The 726-nt window shown below is 70.0% G+C and carries 2 protein-coding genes; one reads left to right on the top strand and one right to left on the bottom strand.

What is annotated here, in order from left to right; translation table 11 throughout:
• The coding region (locus AAE045_RS23500; protein ID WP_455549725.1) for a glycosyl hydrolase 2 galactose-binding domain-containing protein at positions 1–245 on the bottom strand (245 nt) is incomplete at its 3' end.
• Positions 246–400: 155 nt separating this feature from the next.
• Between AAE045_RS23500 and AAE045_RS23505 the strand changes: the two genes are divergently transcribed.
• Positions 401–726, top strand: a 326-nt coding sequence (locus AAE045_RS23505; protein WP_455549726.1) for a trehalose-phosphatase, incomplete at its 3' end; no start/stop codon positions are given.

Raw genomic sequence — 726 nt, forward strand, 5'->3', positions numbered from 1 at the left:
CCGACGTAGGGATCCGGAATCTGCCCCTGCGCCAGCAGGTCGGTGTGCACGGCGCCGGGCACCTGCGCCGGGCGCCACTGTTGCAGGCCAGGATGCGCGGCACCGCGCGCGTCGCCGGGTAGCAGGCGGAATGACCACTCCGCCGCCAGCGGGGCGGCTGCCACGGGCAGTGCCCAGGCGGCCAGCAGGACCAGCATCAGCCAGCAGGCCGGTGCAACGACATGGAGACGGCTGTGCGTGCGCATTGGGGATCTGCCTGGCTGCGGGAGCAGCCGACCAACGGTCGGCTCTACCGGGTTGGTGCGGCCGGCTGAGCGTCGGCTCTACCGGTGGTGAACGGGAGGATGCGTGGGTGATGCCATGACCTGGCGATCACATCCACGCTGGCATGTTGGTCACCATGGCCAACGACTTCCCCCAACGTCCGCCGCCGCCGCTGCTGGACGATGCCTGTGCGCTGTTCCTGGACGTGGATGGCACCCTTATCGAATTCGCGGACGACCCCGAGTCGGTCGCGCTGCTGCCGGATGTGCGTGAGGCGATCGGGCGCATCAGCGACCGCCTGGATGGCGCGGTCGCGCTGATCAGCGGCCGACCGCTGGCGCAGCTGGACAAGCTGTTTGCGCCCCTGAGCCTGCCCGCCGCCGGCCTGCATGGCCACGAGCTGCGCAACCACGAGCAGCGCGCGCAGAGCAGTGATCCCTCCGCAGATACCAGTGAGTGGCT

The sequence above is a fragment of the Dryocola clanedunensis genome (assembly GCF_038405435.1).
Lineage (GTDB): Bacteria > Pseudomonadota > Gammaproteobacteria > Enterobacterales > Enterobacteriaceae > Dryocola > Dryocola clanedunensis_A.